19 protein-coding genes are annotated in these 23,319 nt (G+C 59.6%); 15 read left to right on the top strand and 4 right to left on the bottom strand.

The window, feature by feature from the left end; all coding sequences use genetic code 11:
- The first annotated feature begins 48 nt into the window (after positions 1-48).
- Both purE and NT179_10410 read left to right on the top strand, forming a co-directional pair.
- On the top strand, positions 49-633 hold the full coding sequence (gene purE, locus NT179_10405) for a 5-(carboxyamino)imidazole ribonucleotide mutase (protein ID MCX5722420.1): 585 nt from the start codon (positions 49-51) through the stop codon (positions 631-633).
- Positions 630-1,796 carry a 5-(carboxyamino)imidazole ribonucleotide synthase gene (locus NT179_10410; protein MCX5722421.1) on the top strand — a complete coding sequence of 389 codons (1,167 nt, stop codon included), beginning with the start codon at positions 630-632 and terminating at the stop codon, positions 1,794-1,796. Before purE ends, NT179_10410 begins: the two co-directional genes overlap by 4 nt.
- On the opposite strand, the gene NT179_10415 is transcribed toward NT179_10410, so the two are convergent.
- From NT179_10415 to NT179_10430, 4 genes are all read right to left on the bottom strand, one after another.
- Positions 1,793-2,497, bottom strand: a complete 705-nt coding sequence (locus NT179_10415; GenBank protein MCX5722422.1) for a rhomboid family intramembrane serine protease — start codon at positions 2,495-2,497, stop codon at positions 1,793-1,795. The genes NT179_10410 and NT179_10415 overlap by 4 nt on opposite strands.
- A gap of 4 nt (positions 2,498-2,501) precedes the next feature.
- On the bottom strand, positions 2,502-3,383 hold the full coding sequence (locus tag NT179_10420; GenBank protein MCX5722423.1) for a phosphoesterase: 882 nt from the start codon (positions 3,381-3,383) through the stop codon (positions 2,502-2,504).
- Positions 3,384-3,439: 56 nt separating this feature from the next.
- A complete protein-coding gene (locus tag NT179_10425) occupies positions 3,440-4,483 on the bottom strand; it encodes a TIGR00730 family Rossman fold protein (GenBank protein ID MCX5722424.1) in 1,044 nt (347 codons plus the stop codon).
- A gap of 96 nt (positions 4,484-4,579) precedes the next feature.
- Complete coding sequence (locus NT179_10430; protein MCX5722425.1) at positions 4,580-5,272, bottom strand: CBS domain-containing protein; 693 nt, start codon at positions 5,270-5,272, stop codon at positions 4,580-4,582.
- A 215-nt stretch (positions 5,273-5,487) separates the two neighbouring features.
- Between NT179_10430 and NT179_10435 the strand changes: the two genes are divergently transcribed.
- From NT179_10435 to NT179_10495, 13 genes are all read left to right on the top strand, one after another.
- A complete protein-coding gene (locus NT179_10435; protein ID MCX5722426.1) occupies positions 5,488-6,996 on the top strand; it encodes a DUF692 family protein in 1,509 nt (502 codons plus the stop codon).
- Complete coding sequence (locus tag NT179_10440) at positions 6,996-8,171, top strand: tRNA-dihydrouridine synthase (GenBank protein MCX5722427.1); 1,176 nt, start codon at positions 6,996-6,998, stop codon at positions 8,169-8,171. Before NT179_10435 ends, NT179_10440 begins: the two co-directional genes overlap by 1 nt.
- Positions 8,172-8,804 (top strand): Maf family protein, encoded by a 633-nt coding sequence (locus NT179_10445; protein ID MCX5722428.1) that lies wholly within the window; start codon positions 8,172-8,174, stop codon positions 8,802-8,804. It begins immediately after the preceding gene.
- Between the two features lie 72 nt (positions 8,805-8,876).
- Positions 8,877-9,548 carry a hypothetical protein gene (locus tag NT179_10450; protein MCX5722429.1) on the top strand — a complete coding sequence of 224 codons (672 nt, stop codon included), beginning with the start codon at positions 8,877-8,879 and terminating at the stop codon, positions 9,546-9,548.
- Between the two features lie 258 nt (positions 9,549-9,806).
- A complete protein-coding gene (locus tag NT179_10455) occupies positions 9,807-11,180 on the top strand; it encodes a sigma-54 dependent transcriptional regulator (protein ID MCX5722430.1) in 1,374 nt (457 codons plus the stop codon).
- A complete protein-coding gene (locus NT179_10460; GenBank protein MCX5722431.1) occupies positions 11,177-12,283 on the top strand; it encodes a PAS domain S-box protein in 1,107 nt (368 codons plus the stop codon). The genes NT179_10455 and NT179_10460 overlap by 4 nt, the downstream gene beginning before the upstream one ends.
- 259 nt (positions 12,284-12,542) lie before the next feature.
- On the top strand, positions 12,543-12,914 hold the full coding sequence (locus NT179_10465) for a response regulator (GenBank protein ID MCX5722432.1): 372 nt from the start codon (positions 12,543-12,545) through the stop codon (positions 12,912-12,914).
- Positions 12,915-12,958: 44 nt separating this feature from the next.
- Positions 12,959-14,344, top strand: a complete 1,386-nt coding sequence (locus tag NT179_10470; GenBank protein ID MCX5722433.1) for a sigma-54 dependent transcriptional regulator — start codon at positions 12,959-12,961, stop codon at positions 14,342-14,344.
- 600 nt (positions 14,345-14,944) lie between these two features.
- The gene (locus NT179_10475; protein MCX5722434.1) at positions 14,945-19,873 is read left to right on the top strand and encodes a hypothetical protein; all 4,929 of its coding nucleotides are present in this window, start codon (positions 14,945-14,947) and stop codon (positions 19,871-19,873) included.
- A 126-nt stretch (positions 19,874-19,999) separates the two neighbouring features.
- Positions 20,000-20,923: a formylglycine-generating enzyme family protein gene (locus NT179_10480; protein ID MCX5722435.1), complete on the top strand. Its 924-nt coding sequence runs from the start codon at positions 20,000-20,002 to the stop codon at positions 20,921-20,923.
- A gap of 64 nt (positions 20,924-20,987) precedes the next feature.
- Positions 20,988-21,950, top strand: a complete 963-nt coding sequence (locus NT179_10485) for an SUMF1/EgtB/PvdO family nonheme iron enzyme (GenBank protein MCX5722436.1) — start codon at positions 20,988-20,990, stop codon at positions 21,948-21,950.
- 118 nt (positions 21,951-22,068) lie between these two features.
- Positions 22,069-22,737, top strand: a complete 669-nt coding sequence (locus NT179_10490; protein MCX5722437.1) for a hypothetical protein — start codon at positions 22,069-22,071, stop codon at positions 22,735-22,737.
- Between the two features lie 141 nt (positions 22,738-22,878).
- Positions 22,879-23,310, top strand: coding sequence for a hypothetical protein (locus NT179_10495; protein ID MCX5722438.1), 432 nt, complete (start codon positions 22,879-22,881; stop codon positions 23,308-23,310).
- Positions 23,311-23,319: the final 9 nt, after the last annotated feature.

The raw sequence follows: 23,319 nt of genomic DNA on the forward strand, positions 1-23,319 counted from the left end.
GAGGGCTTCGTTGAGAGCCATGATCCGCAAGAGAAAGGCCGCACGAATATGCCCCGTCTTAGCAAAACCCCACGATCACAAGCCAGGCGTCGAAAGACGGAGCGCGCACAGCCCTTGGTCGGGGTGTTGGGCGGCAGCAAGTCCGATTTCCCGATTTTAGAAAAGGCCGTGGCGATGCTGGCGGATCTCGGGATCACGAGCGAGCTGCTGGTCGTCTCCGCGCATCGGACGCCGGACCGCTTGTTTGCCTATGCAGAACAGGCTCCCGGCCGGGGGATTGAAGTCATTATTGCCGGAGCCGGCGGGGCCGCCCATCTGCCCGGGATGCTGGCGGCAAAGACCCATCTGCCGGTTATCGGGGTTCCGATCCCGACGGAGAATCTTCGCGGACTCGATTCGCTTCTCTCCATCGTGCAAATGCCAAAAGGAATTCCCGTCGCGACCGTGGCGATCGGAGGGGCGGAGAATGCCGGCTTGTTGGCTGCGCAAATCCTGGCCGGCCGGTATCCGGCGATTGCTACCCGCGTGAAATTATTCCGTCAGACTCAGACCGACAGCGTGCTCCAGTCTCCTGAAGCGAAGGGTCTGGTGACCGGCACGAAGGGCCCCGGCCGTCCGAGTCGCTGGCCGTGAAGCGAGCGGTCATCGAGCCAGGATCGGTCCTGGGCGTGCTAGGCGGAGGACAATTGGGCGCCATGTTCACCCTGGCGGCGCTCCGCCTCGGTTATCAGGTCGCAGTCTGGGATCCGGATCCAGAGGCGCCGGCCCATCGTGTCGCCACCCACAGTTTCCCCTTCTCGTTTACCGATCAACAGGCTCTTGCGCGATTCGCTGACCTGGTCAGCGTCGTGACCTATGAATGGGAGAATATCCCCGCGGAGCTCTGTCGTTCGTTGGAACAGCGAAAGCCGGTTCGTCCATCGAGCGCCGTCCTGAGCGTGATTCAGGATCGCCTTGAGCAAAAGGGTTTCCTCTCCTCCCACGGATTCCCCGTTCCCTCCTTCGCGATCCTGACATCTCCCGATCAATTGGCGCCGGCCCTCCGACAGGTCGGGTATCCAGCCCTCTGTAAGACGGCTACGGCTGGTTATGATGGCAAGGGCCAGTGGCGCATTAGCCGGGAGCCCGATGTCCGTGAGGTGGAACGGGCCCTGTCGAAATCCGCTTGCCCCGGCATGCGATGGATCGTGGAGGCCTTTGTCCCGTTTGAACGGGAACTCTCGATCCTGGTGGTCCGTGGATCTGACGGACAGAGTTGCACCTATCCCTTGGTGGAGAATGAACATGACGAGGGGATTCTGCGAACTACCAAGGTGCCGGCCCAGGCTTCTTCAGTGGTGGCAGAGCGGGCGGCTGTGCTGGCGCGTCAGGTGGTGGATCGGCTGGAAGGGGTCGGGGTCTTCTGTCTCGAACTGTTTGAGTTGTCTGGCGGAGAGTTGCTGATCAATGAGGTTGCGCCGCGGCCCCATAACTCAGGCCATTACACGCTCGATGCCTGCAGCGTGTCTCAATTCGAGCAACAGGTTCGTGCGACGTGCGGGATGCCGCTCGGTGAGGTGCGGCTGCTGAGTCCAGCCGTGATGGTGAATCTGATCGGAGAAGAGGCCGCGGCCTTTGTGAAGGGGGCAGGGAGCCGAGCGCTGTTGGCTATTCCCGGTGCAGTACTCCACCTCTATGGCAAGCCGGAAATCCGCCCTCGTCGTAAGATGGGCCATGTCACATTTCTCGGCGGGACGCTCGATCTCGCCCTTGCACGCGCGCAGCAATTCCGCGTCAGTTTTTCGCATGAGCGCTAGCGTTCCCATCTGTTTCTGTGGCTTGGCGCGAAGAATGGCACGTCCTTCCGTTTGAACAGACCGATCAGCGCCATTCCTGCGAGAAACCCGCCGATATGGGCGAAGAAGGCCACGCCGCCTCCCTTACTGCCGATACTCATGCCCCCGCTGAAGAGTTGCATCACGAACCACATGCCGAGGACGAAACCCGCGGCCACCTTCGTGATGCCTAGTCCCGGTATCAGGACCAGCACGCGAGCTCGCGGGAACAACAATAGATAAGCGCCTAGGACACCGGAAATGGCGCCGCTGGCTCCGATCATGGGGACCGTCGAAGAGGGATCGGTCAGGGCGTGGCTCAAGGCGGCGAGGACTCCGCACGTGAGGTAGAAGAGGGCATATTTCGCGTGGCCCATGGCGTCCTCGATGTTGTTCCCGAAGACCCAGAGGTACAGCATATTGCCGATGAGGTGCATCCAGCCGCCGTGGAGAAACATGCTCGTGAGCAAGGTTGCATAGGCGGGAATGGCCACGACCGTCTCCGGGAGGTTGGCCTGTCCGAACAGGAGGGCGGGGATCGCCCCGTATTGGAACGCGAAGGTGTTGTCCGGTCCGGCAGGGAGGCTGATCTGATGGAGAAAGACGAGGACGCAGGCCACAATGGACGCGATTGTGACGACTGGTGTTAGCTCGGTTGGGTTATCGTCGTGGAGGGGGATCACGGTGTCACGACGAGGAGGGAGGGCGGCGACGGTCGATGACTTTCCGTGGCAGTGCCGGATTATCCGGCAAGGTGCCATCAGGGCCCAGCAGGACGGAGAACCCCGCCGCATGCGTATGGCCTCCGCCGCCGAAGGACGCGGCGATGGCTCCCACGTCCGCTCCGTCCTCGCGCGAACGCATACTGTAATAGCGGCGGCCATCGCGATCGTGCCACATGACGCAGAACGGATGTTGCGCGGAGAGGCGCTCGCCGACCTGACTGGTCAAGATCGCGGTTTGGACCGAGGGCACGATGGCTCCCTGAAAGTCGATCAAGGTGGCCTGCGCCGCGAGTTTGCTCACGAGTTCGTTTTCATAACGGAGGATGGCGCGTCCCTCCTGTTCCAGATCTTTTTGCTGGAAGCTGCTCCAGAGCTGATAATCGAACGGATGGGAGGCCAGGGCCGCGCTGATTTCACGGCTGGAGGGGAGGGCCCAGGTCCAGAGGTCTTTGTCTTGGATATAGTTGAGGAGCCAGGGCGCCGGCTGATCGTGCGCCCATTCCCAGGCCAGGACCGCTCCGGACTTTTTCATGTCGAAGTAGGCATAGGGAAGGCCGGCCAGGGCCTTTTCTGCGGTGATGTGGTGATCGAGGACGAGAAGGGCCTGCGCGTCAGCGGCGATGGCGTCCAATATCTCGCGGGTATAGCTGAAATCTACGATGACGACTCGTTGGCCCTGCAGTCCTTCCGGAGGGGGATTCCCATGTTTGACGGGGATGAATCGAGCCGCGGGAAATTTATTCCGGATCGCCCAGGCTGCGCCGAATCCATCGGCGCATTCCGCGTGATAGAGGACGACCGTGGGGGGGGCAGCGAATGGGTGTTGTGAACGGGAGCCAGCCATTGATGCGGAGCATACCATGACGCTTCGTCGAGACTAAAGCGTCTTGTACGAAGAGGTCAGAACCTGTTCAGGTGATCGATCAGTTGACGCAACCGGCTTGCGCTCTGGCGGTTGGAGGCAAAGACCAAGCGAGGCAAGTTTCTGAGATTCGGTTCGTCGAGTTCTTCCGGAAGGGCCGCGCGCAGCTCAAAGGTCCCCTCGGACAACAGATCGCCGAAGGTCTGGTGAAGGCCCGCCACTTGCTCAGGGGAGATGCCTGTTTTTAGCCGCAGGGCCAATTGCCGCCCGACATAGCGCATGGAATGGAATCGGCGGTAGAACGTGTGGATTTCCTCGATGGCCTCGTCCACAGACGTGGTGATCTTGAACAGGCTGAGATCTTCCTGGTTAATCAGTTTCCTGGCCAGGAGCTGCTTGGTGACGAAGGCATACCAGTCGTCCCAATAGTCGCAGCCTGGCGCTTGGAGGCAGACGATCGGCTGGGGGTCGCTCTTGCCGGTTTGGGCGAGGGTCAAAATTTCAAACCCTTCGTCATGGGTGCCGAAGCCGCCGGGAAACAGCGCGATCGCGTTCGCTTCTTTCTGGAAAATGAGTTTGCGGGTGAAGAAGTATTTGAACGTGACGAGCTTCGGGTCGTCGGCAATGGTCCGATTCGGGCCCTGTTCGAAGGGCAGCATGATATTGACCCCGAAACTGTTCTCCCGGCCCGCGCCCTCTTGGCAGGCGCGCATGATCCCGTCGGCTCCGCCGGTAATGACCATGAACCCTTCTTCGACGATCTGACGGGAAAACCGGGAGGCCATCTCGTAATTCGGATCGTCTGTGGCGGTGCGGGCTGAGCCGAAGATGCTGATCTTGCGCCGGTTGCGGTAGTCGTGGAAGACATGGAAGGCGTGACGGAGTTCTTTGACGGCGCGGTTGACGATCTTGAGATCCAGGGCGTCCAGATGGGAATCGTGGAGCCGGAGCGTCCCGGCCAGGAGTTCTTTCATGATCGCGGCCTGGAGGTCGTCCTCCGGACTGTCGAGCAGGAGCCGAATTTGGCTGAGCAACTCGTCGTTCGAGGGCATGGGGCGGGAACGGTTCGTGGAAGTTTTCATGGGGTCATCCCTATGCGATGAGGGGGCCAAATGACTGTAGAAAAACTCTACCAGCTGATCGCTGATTGGTCAAAGGAATGGAGAATTATGTGTACGTTAGGAACGGCTGGGGGTGGCAGGCATGGTCTGAAGCGCCCAGGCCCTGATGCGGGTGAGGTTGGAGGAGGTGAGGTCGGTGAACTGCACATCGACCTGCCAGGCGCGAGGCTCTGTTTCCGGGTTTTCGCAGGCCAGCACCTTCCCACGAATGGTCAGGGGCGTGTTTTGGCCGGAGATGGAAAAGGCCAGGACGACGTTCGTCTTGGGCGCGAGTTTCGTCGCCGATTCGATCAAGGCGCCGACGTGGTTCAGCTGGATGATCATGGCGTTATAGTTGAGTCCCTGCGCCAGGGCCTGTCCGGGCACACTCACCACGACGGGGATCCTTGCCGCATGTCTGGGCGGGCTGAGCATCAGGTCTTGGGCGCTGAGCACCCCGATCGGCTGGTTCTGTTTCGTGACGATCAAGAGGGACGCGCCGGTCGCCAGCATGAGGGTCGAGGCTTCTGCCAGGGCCTGATCATGCTCGATGAACTGGACCGGGCGGGTCATGATGGCCCGGACTTCGATGTCGTGCGGCTCAAGCCCCTGCGCGACGACTTTTTTCACGATGTCGGTCGCAGTCATCAAGCCGAACTGCGCATCCGTATCCTTCACGAGCAGGCAGGGGGCCTGTTCGTGTTCGAGCAATAGCGCCGCCTCACTGACGGAAAGGTCTCCGGGAATTTGCACAACGCCTGGTGTCATCATATGGGCAATCACAGTTGGTATCAGATGTGTAGCCTTGGAGGGCTTGTTCTGGGCGTCCGGCATGGGTGTCAAACCTCTTCCGACTCGCGTCCGCACGATTCGTGAGGGTTCCGCCCCCGGCGACGTCAGCCAAGTATAGCAGACGGGGCGTTCTCGTCTGGGACCGGGGCGTTCCTTGTCAAACAAGGGGTTTGGCGAATAGACTAGAATGATTCATGGGCCAATACAAGAATCGATCGATGGGCAATCACAACGCCATGCAACAGGATTTTCAACGCCGTCTCAGGCCGATTCCCCCACAGGGGATGGGCCTGTCGGTCGACGTCTATTCCCCCGATCTGTTCGAACTGATGACGCAGCTCAAGGCGCGAGGCCTCAGGCCGAACTATCTTGAAGCCTTTAAGGCGACGACGACCGCTCTGACCGCGGTTCGACAGGCGCTGCCAGATCTGGCGCTGGCCTATCACGGAGAAGGCCTTTGGATCACCCAGCCGGACGTGCAAGGGTCGCCGTTCTTCCAGCAGGACGTCGACGAGATGGTCATGCAGCTTAATTGTATACAGAGTCTCTGGCTGAATCATGAATGTGCGATGAAGCAGATGGCCGGCTACTCGTTCGGCACCTATGTGCCGCCGTTGTATACGCCGCTGAGCGCCGAAGTGGTGGCGGATAATATCGCCACGGTGCAGCAGGCGATGGATCGGCAGGGTGCCCGCGCGGACGGAACCGCGCCGCTCTTTCTTTTGGAGTTGCCGCCGCTCACCTATTTTTCAGCCGGCAGGATCACGATTCCTCATTTTTTCAGGCTGGTGGCGGATCTCGTGCCCTGCGGTCTCGTCTTGGACATCGGGCACCTCTGGACGGTCTATCGCTATACAACGGCCTGCCGACGGATGTCCCTTGAGCAATTCGTCAGGGAGTTTCTCGATGAGTTTCCTCTGGAGCGGGTGGTTGAAATTCATGTGGCCGGCTTGGCCTGTCATGAATCGGCCGGTGAGTCGGAGTTGAGAGCGGAGCCTCCAGCCTGGCTGGATGCCCATGCAGCCTCGATTCCAGCGGTCCTCTTCATGATGCTCGAACAGGTCCTGGCCCATCCGAACCTCGTGAGCCTGAGGGCTGTGGCGTTGGAGGTGGACACCAAGCCGATCGAGACGATTGTGGAGGAATATGCAGAGGCGGTCCGGCGTTTCGACCCTGTCGTTCAGCGGACGATGGCCAGAGGGTTGGGCGCTGAACAGATGGATCGGGCGTTGCCGTCCTGTTCAACCCAAGAGCCGGTCAGTCAATCTGCTCGGCAGCAGTTGCGTGACGACTATGGTCTCTATGCGCAAATTATTTCCGGGCAAGTTCCTGTGACAGGACCCGACTGGCAGGAAACGGCGGAAGATCAAAGAGGACTTACGTCCTACAGCACGACCTATTTGCCCTACGAGATCCTTCATTGGGGCGGCGATCTGAGCGAGATGTTTCCGCAGACCTGCAGGCTGTTAGCGGCGCGAGGCGTCGATCTGGCCGAGTTTGTATCCTTCTGGTTTCGCGCGCCCCGTCCCCTCACCGAGTCCTACGATTTCTTTCTGCTCAAGATCGAACGGTTCATCGAGTTTGTGGCGGAGTTCACGCCGGAGGCGCTGGCCTGCGTCGAAGAGGAAAGTGCTGTGCTGAGGCAGGCCTATGCGGAGGCGAATGAAGTGGTGGGGCCTGTGATGGAGATCGGACAAGCCTGATGAGCTTCTGGCAATCACTGACCGGGCCGATCATCGGTATGGCACCGATGGATGGGGTCACCGATGCGACCTTTCGCCATACCGTGGCGCTGCAGGGGAAGCCGGATGTCTCATTCACGGAGTTCACGCATGTGCATGACGTCTGCCGGGGGCCGGAGTTCCTGCTGGACTCCCTCGTGTATCACGAGGCGGAACGGCCGGTCGTCGCGCAGCTCTACGGGAAAGATCCGGACCTCTTCTATCAGGCGGCCCATGCAGTCTGTGAGTTGGGGTTCGATGGGCTGGATATCAACATGGGCTGCCCTTCGCGCAGCGTCGCCTCGTCCGGATCAGGCGCAGGGCTGATTCGAACGCCGGATGTGGCCCATGCGATCATGCAGGCCACTCGACAGGGGATCGCCGATTGGGCGGCAGGCCAGACCCTTGAGCGAGCGGGGCTCAAACCAGGCAGAGTCGAGGCCATTCAGCGGATGAACGAGCAACGGCAGGATGCTCGCCCGCTCGTTCGCGAAACGATTCCCCTGTCCGTCAAGACCCGCCTCGGCTACGACGTGGCGATCGTCGACCGTTGGATCGAACATCTTCTCCTGGAACAGCCGGCCGTGATTTCTCTGCATGGCCGCACCTTGCAACAAATGTATCGAGGGGAAGCGGATTGGAGCGCCATTGCCCGGGCGGCAGAGATTGCGCGGGGCAGCGGAACCCTCTTGTTCGGCAATGGCGATGTGCATAGTCTCCAGGATGTCGTGCGCCGCGTGCGCGAGACAGGCGTCGATGGTGTGTTGGTTGGCCGGGCCACCCTCGGAGCCCCCTGGTTCTTTCAGCAGAAAGAGGAGGCGCGAGCCCTGTTGCGGCAGCAGCTCCCTGGCGGAGGGCCCGAGCCGGTCACGCCGTCACTCGACGCTCGTTTTGAGATGCTGCTCGATCATGCCAGACGGTTCGAGGCTGCCTGTGGAACCGGGCAGTTCAGGCGGATGCGCAAACATCTGGGGTGGTACTGCAAGGGATTTCCCCATGCCGCGTCGCTTCGAGCCAGCATGGTCCGGGTCTCGTCGGCTGCCGACGTGGAAGAGGTGCTGGCGAACTTTCGCAAGACCTGCGCGACGCTCCCTGAGGTTCCTGACCAGCTGCAGTCCGAACCCTTTGCCTCGACGCAACCCTCTCCGGCTCTATAGATGTCACTCATTCTGGCCTCCACCTCTCCACGCCGCCGCGAACTCCTCGCCCTGCTGGGTATTCCGTTCGACGTACAGAGCCCCTCGTTCGAAGAGCGGCTGGAACCTGGCCGGACCGCAACCGAGCAGGTGCAGGATTTTGCGCAGGGCAAGGCCAGATCTGTGGCGCAACACAAGCCTGAGGCGGTCGTGCTGGGGAGTGATGCGGTGATCGAGCTGGACCATGAGGTGATGGGGAAGCCGGCCGATCTGGCGGAGGCTCGTTCGATGCTCCGGCGCCTGGCAGGCCGTGACCATCGAGTCCTCACATCGGTCGCGCTCGTCTGTTCAGTTCGCGCGCTCGACCAGGTTGCCCTGTCCTCAGCCGTCGTGAGGATGAAGCCCTACGATGAGCGAGCGTACGAGGGCTACCTGGCGACAGGAGAAAGTCTCGGCAAGGCTGGCGCCTATTCGATCCAGGGAGCAGGCGGGGACTTAATCGAGTCCATCGATGGTGACTTTTTGACCGTGGTCGGCCTGCCGCTCCGTCTGGTCGCCCGGTTGCTTGCGCAAGCCGGGATGAGCCTGCCGGTCGATCTTGAAAGCCTGTACGTCACCAAGCCCTACCCCAACTGGACTCGCTTCTCCGGTTGATTGCAAAGGGGGGAGGGTTTTCGTACAATGCCGCCCCATCATTCATTCCTGGTGTTGCGTACGGAGGAAGTTATGATTGTGAGAGGTCTGACATCTATGGCGCGAGTCGGTGGCGTCGCCACCTGTGTAGTCGTGGGCCTGTTGACGGTCGTCGGTCTTCGTCCTGCCTTGGCGATCGACGTGAAACTGTCCCCGGAAGAGGCGCAGAAGGCCTTGGAGGCAGGGCGGGCGCCGATGGAGAAGGCCAGCAGTCCTGAAGAGGTGAAGAAAATCCTCCAGCATGCCTCGATGGTCACGCGGGTCGGAGCCGACCCGGAAAAAGATTCTTGTGGCGCCAGCGCCATCCTCCGGACCAAGCGCTATCGGCTGGAAGCCTTCGGCCGGCAGGAAGCGGCGGAGTCCAAGAAGCGGAAGACGGATGTGCGCATGCCCGACGAGTTCATCAAGAAGGTCGTGGACATGTCGAACATGGAGATTGAAGTGCAGCTCTGCGGCGATGACGAATATTTTGCCGAAGGCGCGTTGATCGAGTTGCAGCAGGGCTCCAAAAAGATCAAGCCCATCGATATTGCCGCCGCCGACCGTGGCCGCAAGAACGAGGGCAGTGGGCCGGCCTACCGGTCGCGTTTTACTGCGCGGTTTGCCTATGAGAAATTCGATCCCAACGCGGCGTCCGTGTTTGTGATCAATCTTCAGGACGGAAAAGAAGTGAGAATCCCTGCCGACTTTTCCAAGGTGAAATAGGTTCCGTTTTTCGGTCCTGACTGATAGAGGACTCTGGTCCTCTGTCAGTCGGGAATCGTCCTAGCCGCTCCGTCAGTGATCTGGCCCTGCCCTTGCATTTTCATCCTGCTCAGTTGCTTGAACCATCCTAAAGCTGGCAAATTGGGGCATTTGTCCCCAACTGGTAGGTTTGTCTGTCGCATTTTGCAGCAGGATGATGGGCTTTCATCGTATCCATAGCTTATTTCTGGATTGTAGTGATTGAGGGAGGATTGTGGCATGACCGAAGAATGGGGCGCGATTCTCGTTGTGGACGATGATGCGGAAATGCGAGAGCTGGTCCATGATGTGCTCAAGGATCGTGGGCATCAGATCACGACGGCGGGTAGCGGCCAGGAGGCCCTCACATTATTGGGGGGGGCAGACTATGCGGTCGTGCTGACCGATCTACGGATGAAAGGGATGCTTGGGACGGAGTTGCTGACGGAGATCCGGCGTCTCTATCCAGATATCGGGGTTGTGCTCATGACGGCCTTCGGAACAGTGGACACGGCGGTGGAGGCCATGAAGCGGGGCGCCAGCGATTATTTGACCAAGCCGGTGAAGAACGACGAGTTGGTGCGGGTCGTCGAGCGGGTGATCCGAGAAGCCGGATTACGGCGAGAAGTGAATCGGCTTAGACGGGAAGTGCATAAGGAATATAGTTTTCATCACATCATCGGCAAGAGCAAGCCGATGCAGGAGGTGTTCGATCTGATCCGGCGCGTCGCCGACAGCCCCACGAATCTGTTGATCACCGGCGAGAGCGGCACAGGCAAGGAATTAGTGGCGAAGGCCATCCATTATAATAGCGACCGGAAGGATGCGCCCTTTATCCCTGTCAACTGTGCCGCCATTCCAGAGCAACTGCTCGAAAGCGAGCTGTTCGGCCATATGAGAGGGTCGTTCACCGATGCGAAGATGGACAAGCGGGGCCTTTTCGAAGAGGCGCAGAAGGGCACGTTGTTTCTGGACGAGATCAGTGAGCTGCCGCTGATGCTGCAGGCTAAGATCTTGCGCGCGATTCAGGAGAAAGAGATTCGCCGTGTGGGCGCAAATAAGCCGATCGCGGTTGATGTGCGCATCATTGCGGCGACGAATCTCCATCTGACGGAGGAGGTGAAGGCGAAGCGTTTTCGGGAGGACCTGTACTACCGGCTCAATGTGATCGAGCTGCGCTTGCCTCCCTTGCGCGAGCGCCGCGAAGATATTCCTTTGCTCGTGGATGCGTTCATGAAGAAGTGCGCCGAGGTTCGCGGGAAACAGATTCAGGGGGTGAGCGAGTCGGCCTTGGCGATGTTGGTGGATTATGCCTGGCCGGGCAATGTGCGCGAATTGGAAAATGTGATCGAACGGGCCGTCACGCTCACCAGGAGCGAAAAAATCGTTCCTGGCGATCTCCCTGCGGCGATCCAGGGAGCCAGGGGCGATCGGCGCATCCTCGACGATGCGGCGGAACGGACCCTGCCGCTGGACGAAGTGGAAAAGGAATATATCCTCAAGATCCTCGAAAAGACCGGCGGCAATAAGTATCAGGCGGCTCAGATACTGGGGATCGACCGCAAAACGCTCTATCGGAAATTGGGCGAGATCGAGGGGAAGACGCCAGCGTGAACTCAGAATCGTTCGACAGCGAGGAACAGTTTCGTCTCATTGTGGAGGCCGCTCCCAATGGCATGTTGCTTACTGACGAGAACGGGACGATTGTGATGGCGAATGCCTCAGCCCTCCGCCAATTCGGCTACGAGCGGGATGAGTTGCTCGGTCGGTCTGTCGAGGTGCTCATTCCTGGGTCCTCTCGATCTGATCACCGGCAGCACCATGCCGGCTTTATGAAGGCGCCTGAAGCCCGGTCGATGGGGGGGCGGCGCGAGCTGTTCGGTTTGCGGAAGGACGGCAGTGAATTTGCCGTTGAAATCGGACTCACGCCCATTCAGACAGCCAAGGGGCGCGGAGTGGTGGCGTCGATCGTGGATATTTCTGAGCGCAAACGTCTGGAGGCGCAGCTCCGACAGGCGGAGCGGTTGGCGGAGTTGGGCACCTTGGCGTCCGGCATGGCGCATGAAATTGGGACGCCGATGAATGTGATCCTGGGGCGCGCGGAATATCTGCTCCATCGCACCGCCGACGAAGGAATGAAGAAGGGGCTTACCACGATCGTCACGCAGGTTGAGCGCATTACCAAGGTGATGAATCAGCTCCTGGCCTTTGCCAGGCGGAGGACTCCGGAGCGGCGGGCTGTCGATCTCGGTGCGATCGTGGAGGATAGTCTGGAGATGTTCCAGGAGCGGATCGCCCACAGCCGCATTAGGGTCGACAAGATGTTTGCCTCGCCATTGCCTCCTGTTCGTGCTGATCGGGACCAGGTCATGCAAGTGCTCATCAATCTCGTGATGAACAGTCTCCATGCCATGTCGGAGGGGGGGGCGCTCAGGCTGAGCCTCGCTCGTGATGGCAATTACGCGCGACTCGACGTTGCCGATACAGGCCATGGCATGCCGGAGGAGATCCGTTCGAAAGTCTTCGATCCGTTTTTTACCACCAAAGAGTTCGGAAAGGGGACGGGCTTGGGCCTCACGGTGGTGAAGGGCATCATCGAGGAACATGGTGGAACTATTATGCTGGAGAGTGTTGTTGAAAAGGGCACGACCTTTACCATCCGTCTTCCCCTCGATCTGGCTGAGACGGCCGGGACTTCTTCATCGACAGGAGCCTAACGGACGGCCGATGGATGCGGAGCCTCCTCTGGCGCGATCTGCGACAGAAATCGGCAGGCCTCTGTCCCAATTCTCACCAGACTCATAGCCGTTCCTGCTGCAAGTTCTCGGATTGCGCCAGAATATTAAGCTGGCTGGCTCACTTACGAGTCTCCTGTTCTAGCGACCGATCGGGACCAGGCTGGCATGGGTCGTGAAGTCTTTCCCTCGCAAGGGGGCCAAGGGGGCAATGAATGTGATGGTGGAAAGGAAGCCAGTGGTGTTACTCATCGCTGAAGATGATCAGGAAATGCGGAGCCTCCTCTGTGATGAACTCTGGGATCTGGGGGTGTCGATCCGGGAAGCCGCCGATGGGGACGAGGCGCTTCGATCGGTGCTTGATGCCCGCCCGACGCTGATTCTCACGGATCTTCGTATGCCGGCTGGCGGCTTGGATTATATTTCCAGGCTTCGGACCTTTGCTCCCGGCGTGCCGATTGTATTGCTCACGTCATTTGGAGATTCGAAAACGAGAGCCGATGCCTTGGCGATCGGCGTGGAGGCCTACTTCGATAAGCCGGTGCGCCTGAGCGAGCTCAAAGGGGCCGTGCGGCGTCTCCTAGGCCCGGCATTGGATGGAAAAATCGACTGAATTTCTGTATCGTACAACATCGTTAGTATATTGCGAGGTATGAGATGGCCGGATCTCAAAAGCCCCATTCGGTAGTTCCTCCCTTTGCAGATCCCGTTCTTGCCGCTCGACTGGAAGCCATCAAGCAATTAGCCGGTGGGTTTTCCGAGCGAGTGGCGGTGGTGGATCGAAATTTCAATGTGGTGTATGCGAATGAATCTGCCTGGCTGGAGGAAGCCGCTCCGTCGTCTGATCATTCGGCCAAGTGCTATGAAGCCTTTGCTCACCGGGAAGATCCCTGTGGCGCCTGCCCTGCGACGAACCTGTTCGAATCGCCCGATGTCCGGTCCGTGGCCTGTTCTTCCGGAGGGGATGGTGTGGCCTGTGGCATGCATCAGGCCTTTCCGCTTGTCTCGAGCAGCGGAGAGGTCGAGTCTGTGTTGGTGCGGTTCAAGGCGCCGTTGAATCCTGCGAGTGCTGCCGGGGGCGATGCTTCGGCTGTGCGGGATGACGTGAGGCTCGGTGAGCTGATCGGTTCGAGCAAGCCGATGCGGGAGCTCCTCGACATGATCCGGCTGGTGGCCGACAGCAGCGCGACTGTGTTGATTCAAGGGGAGAGCGGCACCGGGAAGGAACTGGTCGCCAAGACGATTCACCGCACCAGCTATCGACGGGATAAGCCCTTCGTCGTGGTCGATTGCGGTTCGTTGCCGGAAACATTGTTGGAAAGCGAGCTGTTCGGACATGTGAAGGGGTCCTTCACGGGCGCCCACGCTTCGAAGCGAGGGCTCTTTGAGGAAGCCGACGGAGGCACGATCTTTCTGGATGAGATCGCGGACACAACGGCGACGTTTCAAGCCAAGTTGCTGCGGGTGCTGCAAGAGGGAGAGATCAAACCGGTCGGAGGCAATCAATCGATCAAGATCGATGCGCGGGTGATTTCCGCGACGAATAAGGATCTCGTCGAACTCGTCAAGGCCAAGGCCTTTCGCCAGGATTTGTATTATCGGCTCGCCGTGCTCCCGCTCTATCTTCCGGCGCTCCGGGATCGACGAGAGGATATTCCTCTCCTGGTACAGCATTTCGTCGAGGTGTCCTGCAAGCGCCATGGGCAGGAAGTCCGTCATGTGCCGCGGGAGATGATGCAGGCCCTGACCCAGGCCCCCTGGCCCGGCAATGTGCGGGAGTTGCAACATTACCTTGAGCGGGCGGTCGTCACCACGAGCGGGTCCGAGTTGCAGTGCAAGGATCTCGTGGCGGCGGGACGGGAGCAGGCGGGAGATGATCTCCGCACTGTGGCGCGTGGGGCCGCCCAACAGGCCGAACGCGCAAGAATTCTGCAGGCCCTCCAGCAGACTGGAGGCAATCGCGCTAAAGCGGCCAAGCTCCTCAAGGTTAGCCGCGCCAGCCTCTATAACAAGCTTCGCACCTACGAATTGGGCGACGTCTAGCAGGCTGTTGAAAAAGTCTGCCAGCATCGCTCTCAAGAGCCATAAAAAGTAAAACGTAGGGATATCGAGTGATTCCCCCTCTGAATCGTTGTACCTCTTACATCTCACGTTTGACGTTCCCTGCCCGCGTTTCTGTTCTTGGGCTAGCTTCTGCCCGTTTCCGCCCCATCATATGGCTGCAATTGTCTAATGGATTGGACAGTGCATCTACTTGAAATGTAGTGGCTTGTCGGTATTCCTGCTTTTGGCTGTCTAGTCTTGTGGAAGTTTGACCGAGATAGGCCTCTTGGCCTCACCGTGCCATCAATTGCAAATCGCCAGGATTAGAGCGGAATAACGGCTGATTTATGCCAATAGCTTCAAGAGGGCATGTAAGTTGCGAATACGTAGCGCTGCTGGTGGGGGTCTGGGTAATTTTGGACCGGCCTCCGAATGACCCTCTCCTCCGCAAAGAGGAACCCCCCACCAGCGCTTAACGAAGGCCATGAGACGTGATGCGGGCTTTGTCGGACAGGCAACGAAATACGAGCGACGAGTAGTTTCAACCAACCCGCCTGGTGAGGCGGGCATAACAGGGGAGGCCGTACTATGAGGGGTGATGTGTTTCAACCAACGCGCAGGCGGCGCCGTACGGGGTTGGCGTTGATGCTGCAGAGCGTCTTGCTGGTCGGCAGTCTGGTGGCAACACCAGGGCTGTTTGCGGCGGGATCGGGAGAGGGGGCCCATCAGGGGCATGCCACTCCGGTTGCGATGCCGGGCTGGACCCAGCAGTTGAAAGGCCAGACGGTGGTGGAAAACGCCATCGAAGGCCGTTCCGGCAATGCAGAGAAGATGGAGATGCAGCATCATCGCCTGATGGAGAAGCTCGAGCAGCAGGCGCAGAAAGACGCCAAGGCTCAGCAGACGTCCGGTGCATTCAACGAAATGTCGATGATGCACCAGTATATGGGACAGGACGGCAGCAGCTTCCTGCTCATGTCGGACGGCACCAAGGGCGAGCCGGTGATGGCCTCGGGCGGGAAGTGTCCCGCCGGTGTGCCGGTCAAGAAGTATGACGTGTCGATGATCAATGTCGAGATCACGTTGAACCGGTGGCTCGATTTCTATCCTGGGTACATGTACGCGCTGACTCAGGACCTCGACAAGGTCCGCAGCGAGGAGGCCAAGAACAAGGCCTCTCGCGACAAGGATGGTTTCGATCCGGGAGCCGTGTCGACCGGGTTGCAGGGCGACATGATTCAGCCTCTGGTGCTCCGTGCCAACCAGGGCGACTGCGTGAAGATGACGCTCCGCAATCAGATGGAGGGCGAGGACGGCAGCTTGTTCATCAGCGCCTCCAGCATGATTGTGAGCGCGACCGGCAAGCCGGCCCTGACGACGAACCCCGAGTCCATCGTGGCTCCGGGCAAGGCGCAGGAGTTCGAGTGGTACATCCATCCGCAGATGCAGGAGGGTGTGCGGCAGTTCCATTCCTACAGCCATGACCGTGAGTTGACCGTGTTGGGCCTCTTCGGCGCGTTCATCGTGGAGCCGAAGGGATCGAGCTACGTCGATGCGTTGGGGACCGGCCCTGACAAGCAGGTCACGAGCGGCTGGCAGGTGAACATCGATAACGGGTCCGGACCGGACTTCCGCGAATTCGTGCTCTTCTATCACGAAATCGGCGACGAAGCCTTCCGTCCCTTGAACAAGAAGGGCGACTTCCTGCCCCAGCGCGATCCGCTGACGGATGCCTATCGTCCGGGTGGCCGTGCGATCAACTATCGCAGCGAGCCCTTCGGCATCGATCAGATGCATTTGCAGCATGAGTATTTCGGCTTCGAAGACGAGTCGATGGCCTACAGCGCCTATACGTTCGGCGATACGCCGACCACGATTGCCCGCGGTTATCTGGGTGATCCGGTCAAGTGGCGGCTGGTCCATGGTGGATCGGAAGTGTTTCACTCCCACCATCCGCATAGCGGAACGATTCGTTGGCAGCGCAGCCCGCGCGCCGATCAGGACGAACATTGGTACAAGGGCCAGGATGGTCCGGTGAAGTATCCGGTCGTCCGGACCAAGTCTGATCGCGTGGACGTGGAAGTCATCGGGCCCTCAGAAGCCTTGGACCTCGAACCGGAATGCGGCGGCGGTGGCTGTCAGCATTTGGCGGGCGAGTTCCTCTATCACTGCCATGTTGCGCACCACTATGTGGCGGGCATGTGGGGCTACGGACGTTTCTACAATACGTTGCAAGTCGGTTCGGCCCACACAGACACGATGCCGGACTTGGCAGAATTGCCGGACCGCAAGGGCCGGATGAAGATGGGCGTGTCGTCCGACAAGTTGATCGGGACGACCGTCGATTGGTTCGGGAAGGTCTTCAAGATTGTCGACAAGAGCCAGAAGACCAACTGGAAGTCCGATCCTGTCATTGTGAACATCAAGGATTGGGTCGAGATATTTGTGCCGGCCGCTGGTCAGCCAGGCCACACGAACGATGAGAAGGCCCAGATCATGTCCTACGATTCCACCGTATGGGATTGGAAGTGGGATGGCAACATTGCCCGTGGCGAGCGCGAAAGCACCGCGGCAAATCCGAAGTACCCGGCGGCAGCCAAGTGGGATGACAGCACCAGACCGGCCATCCTGTTTGATCCGACCACGGCCAAGATGTCCTGGCCGTTGTTCAAGCCGCACTTCGGCAAGCGGGTGCCCTTCTCCGCGAACCACAGTGGTGCGCCATGGCTGGAGCCGATTCACCAGGACGCAAACGGTGAGCGGACTTCCGAGCCGGCGCAGCCGGGCGAGCAGGGCCGTTGGAGCCTCTGCCCCGACAATGCCAATCGCAAGCATTACAACATCCACTTCGTCCGTATGCCGATCACCCTGGCCAAGAAGCAGGGGAAAGAGCCGGCGATGGTCGACAAGGACGGTCTGATCTACGTACTCCATGAAGAGGAGACCCTGACCAGAGCGAACGACGACCTCAAGCTCCCCGCCGTCATCCGCGCCAACGTGTATGACTGTGTGGACTTGCTGTTGACGAGCGAGTGGGACGACGACGATTACACGAATTTCCAGTCGTCCAAGATCAACATCCATCCCCACTTCTTCCAGTTCGACACGGGGAATTCGGATGGTGTCATTTCCGGGTTCGAGTATGAAATGTCGGTCCGGCCGTTCACCATGTGGGGCAAGAAGACCAAGCATGGGTTGCCGGCTCCGATGGTCGGGAAGTTGACGGGTGCCGTGAAGGCGGGCACTGCGTCCATCAATATTCAGATGGCGCCTGGCGCCACGCCGTTCCATGTGAACACCGAAGTGATGGTGGGCATGGATTGTTTGGAAAAGGGTAACGATGCCGCGGCGTCATTGCCGCGGGATAAGAGCTGTCAGGAAGTCGCCCGGATCAAAGAGATCAAGGGCGCGACCGTGACGTTCTTCAAGCCGCTGAAGCAGAACCATCCGGCGGGCGATCTCGTGTCGCCGGAGTTCGTCCGCTACCGGTGGTGGGTGGACGTCGATATGGGGACCGTGTTCTGGCACGACCACGCGTTCGGCGCGACGACCTGGCCGCATGGCGGGTTCGGCGTGACGATCGTGGAGCCGTTCGGGTCCACCTATCACGATCCGAAGAACGGCAAGCTGGTGTATAGCGGCCCGATCGCCGATATTCACAGCAACGAGCCGATCGGAGCCGGTGTCAGCGGCAGCTTCCGTGAGTTGATGGTGTCGATCCATGACACTGTTCCGCACACGGTGAACACCATCGAGGCGGGCAATCCTCCGGGACAGCCCATCGAAGTGGCGTTGGAAGCAGGTAAGACCATTTCGTTCCAGATGCCGGATAAGATTCTGGCCTCTCCGAACAAGTATATCAACGGCGGTACGCATACGACCGGCAGCGGTTTCAACTTCCGCGCGGCCCCGTTTGCGCAACGTTTGTCCAACAATCCGGATACGTCCAAGCTGTTCAGCAGCGCGATCCATGGCGATCCCGGTACGCCGCTCTTGCGGGCGTACACAGGGGACACCATGGTGTTCCGTTTGTTGCACCAGCTCATGAACGAATCCCACGTCTGGACGATCTCCGGCCATACGTTCCTCACGGAGCGCTATGCGGCGGATGCCAATCGGAAGAACTCGATTCACGTCGGGATCGCCGAGCGGTATGACCTCGTGACCAAGGCGGGCGGATTCCAGGGTATGCCGGGCGACTACATTCACTTCAACGGCAGAACGTCACACTTTGCCGAAGGTGGATGGGGCATCGTGCGCGTACTCGACAAGGAAACGGCGGATCTGAAGCCGCTCCCGAAGGGAACCAATCCTCTCGGGATTCCCGCGACGCCAAGCTCGGTCTGTCCGGCCGATGCTCCGGTGAAGAACTTCAACGTCGTGTCCTTGGACCGTCCGTTGAAGCTCCATCCGAAGGCGCCGGATACGATCGAAGTCGATTTCGAGCGCAAGATTGAAATGACGGTGCCGGAAGGCAAGATCTTCGCGCTGGAAGAAGAAGCGACCACCGTGTCGGGCAATGTGATGCCGAGTCCGCTCACGTTGCGCGTCAACCTTGGTGACTGCATCAAGGTGAATCTGAAGAACAAGATGAAGGCAAGCCGGGCGTCATTCTTTGCGCCGGGTCTGGCCTTCGATCCGAAAGACAGCCAGGGCTTGAACGTCGGCAACAATGCCGGCGATCAGACGGTGGCCCCGGGCGAGAGCCGCACCTATACCTACTACGCACATCCGGCGAACAAGGAAACGACGTCGCTGGTGTGGGACGGTGGCAACATCGTCGTGAATCCGCGCAACGGATTGTACGGCGCCATCGTGGTCGGTCCGCGCGGGTCGCAGTATCGCGATCCGGTGACCGGTGCGGATCTGTCGCAGAAGAATGCCTGGAGAGCTGACGTCATTGTCGACGCCAGCTTGACGGAGAATGTCGGCAAGCGGAATTACCGTGACGTGGCCCTCTTCTTCCAAGACGAGGACAACATCATCGGCACCGCGTTCATGCCTTATGTGCAAAACGTGGCCGGGTTGACGTCGGTCAACTACCGCGCGGAACCCTATAAGTTCCGTGAGGAGCAAGGCTGCTCGCTGGGCAAGATTTTCCAGCCCTGCGTGGTGGACAAGCCGGAAGATCCGGTGACGCCTCTGATCGAGGCGCATGCCGGTGACGCGGTCCGTATCCATGTGATCGGCGCGAACAGCGAACAGAACGGGATGTTTGCGGTCGAAGGCCATGAATGGCCGATCGAACCCTACATGCCTGGCGCCGACCAGATCAGCGTCGTGGAGTACGCCGGGTCCGAGATCCTCGATGTCTTCATCCGTGGCGGTGCGGGCGGCCCGTATCGTCAGGTGGGAGACTTCGTGTGGTCCAATGCGCGGCTGCCCTACACGCAGTCGGGACAATGGGGCTACCTCCGTGTGTTGCCAGCCGGTGACTCACGGATCCAACCGCTGGGCGCGCACGGAGCTGGCGCCAAGCATGCGGATGTGCAGCCCGAGCCTCGCGCTATTCCGACTGCGATGAAGTAGGCAGCAGCGGAATAGTATCGGTCGAGACGGGGGAGCTGCGCGTAAGGTGTGGCTCCCCCGTTTTCTTAGAAGCAGAATGGACAGCGATAGAAAAGACTGAACGAGTTGAAGAGCGGCGGATCACGAATGGAATTGCATCACTACAGTTTGGCGTGGCAAATCAGGGTCGCCTTGGCAATCGGCCTGCTGGCCTGGGGGTTTCTGCTGAATGGCGCAGTGCATGCCAACCATTTGTCTCCCAAGCATGATCCCTGGGCGCAGCCTTGGGAACTAGAACGGCTGGCCTTGCTGGAGGTTCCTGAAGGCATGGTTTCGGTGCCGGGGGGGCCGTTTTTGATGGGCAGTAACCCTAAGGTGGATCGCGCCGCCGGTCCTCAAGAGTTGCCGCAGCGGCCCGTGTCCCTGGATGCCTTCGAGATCGACCGGTACGAAGTCACCAACGTCCATTACCTTCGATTCGTGTTGGGCACAGGGGCGGCGTGGCCGGAGTTTTGGATGCAGGATCCCTTTCTCGAAAAGATCGCATCGCATCCGGTCATCGGGGTGAGCTGGGAGGAGGCCAATGCCTATTGCCGCTGGGTTGGCAAACGGCTTCCGACCGAGGCGGAGTGGGAGAAGGCCGCGCGCGGTGAAGATGGCAGGATGTTTCCCTGGGGCAACGAACCGGCCGGGTGGATGAAAAGCAATATCGCCCATTCCGGTTCGAAGCGCGGATTCAAGTATCCGCCCCTCGCCAATGTGAATCGGTACGACAAGGGCGTCAGTCCCTACGGCGTCTATCAAATGGCGGGCAACGTGAGTGAATGGGTGTCGGATTGGTTCGACCCCGAATACTATCGCCGCGACTTATCGGACAATCCGACTGGGCCTGCCTCCGGCGAACTCAAAGTTTTTCGCGGTGGCTCCTGGAACGAAGATCCGGAGGTTGCGCGATCCGCCGGGCGCAATGGCGGCACGCCGGATCGCAGAAGTTATTTGACGGGATTGCGCTGTGCGAAATCAACATTTGGCAAGGGGCTAGAGGCGAAAGGCGAAGGGCGAAGGGGTTGAGTCTGACTATCGCTCGCCCCTTGCCTCGCGCCCTTAGCCTGGGTAACAAAAGAGGAGGCCGGTTATGAGTGAGGTGCGAATGGAAAGGCTAGTGACGGTCAATCGAGTCGTAAATATGATTATCGCTGCGGTCGTGGCCCTGGTGATTGCGAACGTCGCCTGGGGGCTCGATACGCAGGACGTGACGATGGAGTGGACTGAGGCAGGGAAAAAGCTCGCGGCGGAACGGGCCGCCAAGTGGAGACCCAAGGATGACATGGTCCTCGTGCCGGCCGGTGAGTTTGTGATGGGCAGCGACAAGAAGACGGACCGGCTCGCCTATCGCGGCGAGATTCCACAGCGGCATGTTTATCTGGATGCCTTCGAGATCGGCAAGTACGAAGTGACGGCGTTGGAATATCTCGGATTTGTGCTCGCGACGAACCGTCCGCCGCAAGTGGACTGGCGGTATGACGGTGGAAATTTCCAGGAGGCGATGGCGCATCACCCCATCATGCACGTGTCCTGGTATGACGCCGATGCCTACTGCAAGTGGGCAGGCAAGCGGCTGCCGACGGAAGCGGAATGGGAGAAAGCGGCGCGCGGAGTGGACGGGCGGCTCTTTCCCTGGGGCAAAGAATATGCGGGGCCGAGCCGAGCGAATTTCGGGAGAACCGGCCTGTCCGGTCCGGTGCGGGATCGTCCGGAACGACTCTTATTGTATCCGCCGATTATTTCGGTCGATAAATATGAGAATGCCGTGAGCCCCTACGGGCTGTACCAGACGATCGGGAACGTGTCCGAATGGGTGGCCGATTGGTATGACCAGGACTATTACGCGGCAGCGCCTGACCGGAACCCCAAAGGCCCTGAGACCGGCACCCAGAAAGCCTTCCGGGGTGGTGGGTGGATGGACAGCACGACGACTATGCGGGTCGCGATGAGGAACGGAACCGATCCCAATACGAGGATCAATTGGATGGGATTCCGTTGCGCGAAGGATGTGCCGGAGGGGGCAGGGGCAAAAGTGTCGCAGCTTGCGCCGTAAAGGGAGGCACCGGTGATGCAGTTATTCACTAGGCTGATCGCGCGAGCAGGCGAGCGCAGGTCAGCGGAACGGTCGGGGGACAAGGAACGTCTTCCGATGATCACCCAGGGAGGGGAGCATGATGCAGGTTCGGAAGAGAAGCAGGAACATTGGAGTGTGGGTTGCCGCGATTGCGATCGCCGGGGGGCTCGCTGTTTGTGCTGTATCGCCGGCCTCGGCTGAAGAAGCTGGCAACATGGTGTTCTATCGCGGCGGGTTTACCAGGCTGAGTAGCGACCGATCTGGTGAAACGTTTGCAAACGGGTCTACTGGGCAAAAAAACGATAGCAATATCGGTTGGTATGCGGGGGCCGGCCTCGATTTTCTCTTGTCCAAGGATACATGGGGCGCGATGGACAAGACCTGGGCGGTTGGTGAGCTTGGGGTCCAGTTCAATCGGTTTGCGTCGAACTCAGTGAGGGGCGCCGGGGTGTCTGGTTCAACAAATGACGTGAAGACTCAATTGACGATGGTGACGATCGATGTCTCGCCAAAAATTAAGTTCAGGGAGGGAAGTGCCTTTCGTCCCTGGATTATCCCGATCGGGCTGGATATCCATGTGATCAGCCCTCCATCGAATCAGACTCAGTACCTCGATATCGGGGTCCAGTTCGGCGCCGGAGCTGAGTATCAAGTCTGGAAGGCTTTCAAGCTCGGCGTGGATGCCCGTTTCCATTTGGCGGCTGGGATGACCAACACGACGAATAACTACTTCACGGTTGGTCCCTATGTCGGAGTGTCATTCTAATTAACGGCGATTAGCTCGGCAGCGATGAACCTTATCGTCCACATACCTCATCGGGTCGCGGAGACTGATTCGAGCGCGTTGAGCCTGGCTCAACGCGCTCCTATCTTCACCGTAGGGCAGATGAACGGGAAGCAGGTGAACATGGCCCAGTTCCCCTCGCTGCCGGAGGGGTTGGATGGCGCGCTGCAGCTGATCGGCGAAGCCATCCGTTTCCCTGGCGCCTGGGCGAGCGTGAATGATCGTCCGGTTTCCAGCCTGGCGAAGCTTTGGCAACGAATCGAGTGTTATCGAGAAAGTTTAGTGGCGCCAGACCCTGTTCGTTATTGTGCGGAACGAACGGCACTGTTCAATGCTCTCGTCGGATGTGACGCGCATCGTTGTCCTGTGCCTTGTCAGTTTATCTGCACACCTTGTATGGAGATGGTTCAGGACGGGGCGCCAATCCATGAGGCGCAGCGGTTCGAGGTCGCGGCCGCATTGGCGGAGATCGACTGGTGCCCTCGCCTGAAACTGCCGACTCAATCTGGACCGACCCAGACTCCACTCTTGAACCCCGGTCACTCCACCACGTAATGTGGCGGA

The sequence above is a fragment of the Nitrospirota bacterium genome (assembly GCA_026387665.1).
Classification (GTDB): domain Bacteria; phylum Nitrospirota; class Nitrospiria; order Nitrospirales; family Nitrospiraceae; genus Palsa-1315.